At 70.4% G+C, this 2822-nt stretch carries 3 protein-coding genes; all 3 read left to right on the top strand.

Features of this window, described 5'->3' with window-relative positions:
- Positions 1-590 (top strand): transporter substrate-binding domain-containing protein (locus tag VF522_RS03440; RefSeq protein ID WP_330906822.1); only part of this gene is annotated, 590 nt, incomplete at its 5' end.
- 43 nt (positions 591-633) lie between these two features.
- The gene (locus VF522_RS03435; protein WP_330906821.1) at positions 634-1626 is read left to right on the top strand and encodes a tripartite tricarboxylate transporter substrate binding protein; all 993 of its coding nucleotides are present in this window, start codon (positions 634-636) and stop codon (positions 1624-1626) included.
- Between the two features lie 10 nt (positions 1627-1636).
- The coding region (locus VF522_RS03430) for a gamma-glutamyltransferase family protein (protein WP_330906820.1) at positions 1637-2822 on the top strand (1186 nt) is incomplete at its 3' end.

The raw sequence follows: 2822 nt of genomic DNA, 5'->3' as shown, positions 1-2822 counted from the left end.
GGCTCGGCCTGCCGATCGAGCTGGTCACCTTCACCTCCGCCGGCAACACCTTCGAGGCGATGAAGGCCCGCCAGGTCGACCTCGCCTTCGTGGCGATCGACCCGGTCCGCGCGGCGGAAATGGAGTTCACCGCCCCCTACGTGGTCATCGAAGGCGCCTACCTGGTGCGCAATGCCTCGGCGCTGCAGCGCAACGAGGAGGTCGACCGGGCCGGCACGCGCGTCGCCGTGGGCCGCGGCAGCGCCTACGACCTCTTCCTCACGCGCGAGCTGAAGAGCGCCACGCTCGTGCGCGTGCCGACGTCGCCGGTGGTGGTCGACGAGTTCCTGAAGCAGAACCTCGAGGTGGCCGCCGGCGTGAAGCAGCAGCTGGAAATGGATGCGGGCCGCGTCGGCGGCGTGCGCCTGTTGCCGGGCCGCTTCATGGTGATCCACCAGGCCATGGGCGTCCCCAAGGGCCGCACCGCGGCGCAAGCCTGGCTCAGCACGTTCATCGAGGAAATGAAGGCCTCCGGCTTCGTGGCGGAGGCATTGAAGCGACACCGCATCGAAGGCGCGGCCGTCGCGCCGCCGGGGATACCCCGCGGCTGATTTCGCCGGCTTCGGCTGGCACGCACATTGCACAAGGTCGTCCATGTCCACCCTCTCCCCCTCCTCCTGGTCCCGGCCGATGCGCCGGGCGACCCTGGCCCTCGCCTTCGGCGCAACGACCCTCGCCGCACAGGCGCAATGGCCCGACAAGCCGGTGCACCTGGTGCTGTCCTTCCCGCCCGCCGGCGCAACCGACATCCTGGCGCGCGCCATCGGCCAGAAGATGGCCGAGGGCCTGGGCCAATCGGTGCTGGTCGAGAACAAGCCAGGCGCCGGCGGCAACATCGGCCTGCAATACGCGGCCAAGTCCCCCGCCGACGGCTATACGGTCTACATGGCCGCGGTGACCAACGCAGCGATCGCCGCGGCGGCCTATCCGCCGCAGTCCTCCCACCTGGTGAAGGACTTCGTGCCGGTCGCCGGCGTGGCCATCGTGCCGCACATGCTGGTGGTCCCGGCCTCGCTGCCGGCCCGGGACGTGCGCGAACTGATCGCCCTGCTGAAAGGCGCGCCGGGCAAGCACAACTTCGCCTCGCAGGGCCAGGGCACGCTGTCGCACCTGGAGTCCGAACTGTTCAAGGGCGCGGCCGGCCTGGACATCGTGCACGTCCCCTACAAGGGCAGTTCGCAGGCGCTGCCGGACCTCATGGCGGGCAGCTCCAGCATGATGTTCGACAGCATCCCGGCCTCCATGCCGCACGTGAAGTCCGGCAAGCTGCGCGTATTGGCCGTGGCCTCCAGCAAGCGCATGGCCATGCTGCCCGACGTGCCCACCGTCGCGGAAAGCGGCCTGCCCGGCTTCTCGGCCGACAACGTGTTCGGCCTGATGGTGCCGAAGGGAACGCCGCCTGCGGCGATCGCCGCCCTCACGAAAGCGGCGCGCGCCGCCCTCGACACGCCCGAACTGAAGCAGCGCATGCTGGAGCAAGGCGTGGAACTGCGCTACACGCCGGCCGAGGACTTCGCGAAGGTGGTCGACCAGGAGTTCCGCGTCTGGGGCAAGGCCGTCGAACAGGCGAAAGTGAAGCTGGAATAAGCTTCACGGTATGACCGACACGCAGAACTTCTGGGACTTCCCCTACACCTCCCAGCGCATGCCGCTGCTGGCCCGCAACGTGGTCAGCACCTCGCAGCCGCTCGCTTCCGCCGCCGGCGCCCTGATGCTGGCCCGCGGCGGCAACGCGGTCGATGCGGCGCTGGCGACCGCGATCACGCTGACGGTGGTCGAGCCCTGCATGAACGGCATCGGCGGCGATGCGTTCGCGATCCTCTGGGACGGCCAGCGGCTGCATGGCCTGAACGCGTCGGGCCGCGCGCCGCGCCGCTGGACGCCCGAACACTTCGCGAAGTACCAGGCGATGCCGCTGCGCGGCTGGGACTCCGTGACCGTGCCGGGCACGGTGTCGGCCTGGCGCATGCTGTCCGAGCGCTTCGGCACCGTTCCCTTCGCCGAACTGTTCGAGCCGGCGCTGCGGCACGCGCGCGAAGGCTATCTCGTCTCGCCCACCGTGCGCCGCCAGTGGCAGGCGCAGGTGCCCGAGCTGCTGCCGCAACCCGGCTTCCGCGAGGCCTTCGCGCCGCGCGGCGAGGCGCCGCAGGTCGGCGAGCTGTTTACCTGCCCCGGCCAGGCCGAGACGCTTCAGCGCATCGCCTCCAGCAAGGGCGAGGAGTTCTACCGCGGCAGCCTGGCGCGTGCCATCGCGGACCACGCGCGCGCCACCGGTGGCCTGATCGACGAAGACGACCTGGCCGCGCACGAATCGGACTGGGTCGAACCGCTGGCCATGCGCTATCGCGGCCTGGTGCTGCACGAGATCGGCCCCAGCGGCCAGGGCATCGCGGCGCTGATGGCGCTGGGCATGCTGGACACGCTCGACCTGCCATCGGCGGGGCGCGACACGGCGCTGTCGCATCACCTGCAGATCGAGGCGATGAAGCTCGCCTTCGCCGACCTGCACGCCTACGTTTCGGACCCGGACCACATGCGCGAAGTGCGCGCCGTGGACCTGCTGGCGCCCGCCTACCTGGCCCGCCGCGCCAGGCTGATAGCTCCCGATCGCGCCGCGCCCGCCCGCGCCGGCAAACCGCACAGCGGCGGCACCGTGTACCTCACGGCGGCCGACCAGAACGGGATGATGGTGTCCTTCATCCAGTCCAACTTCAAGGGCTTCGGCTCCGGCGTGGTGGTGCCGAACACCGGCATCGCGCTGCACAACCGCGGCTGGGGTTTCA

The organism is Ramlibacter sp., from assembly GCF_036383835.1.
Taxonomy (GTDB): domain Bacteria; phylum Pseudomonadota; class Gammaproteobacteria; order Burkholderiales; family Burkholderiaceae_C; genus Ramlibacter.
This window is presented reverse-complemented; position numbering and strand designations above follow the sequence as displayed.

Bases quoted from the DNA above. Each gene is read 5' to 3' on its own strand.
- VF522_RS03435 (WP_330906821.1), top strand. From the start codon at position 634: ATGTCCACCCTCTCCCCCTCCTCCTGGTCCCGGCCGATGCGCCGGGCG.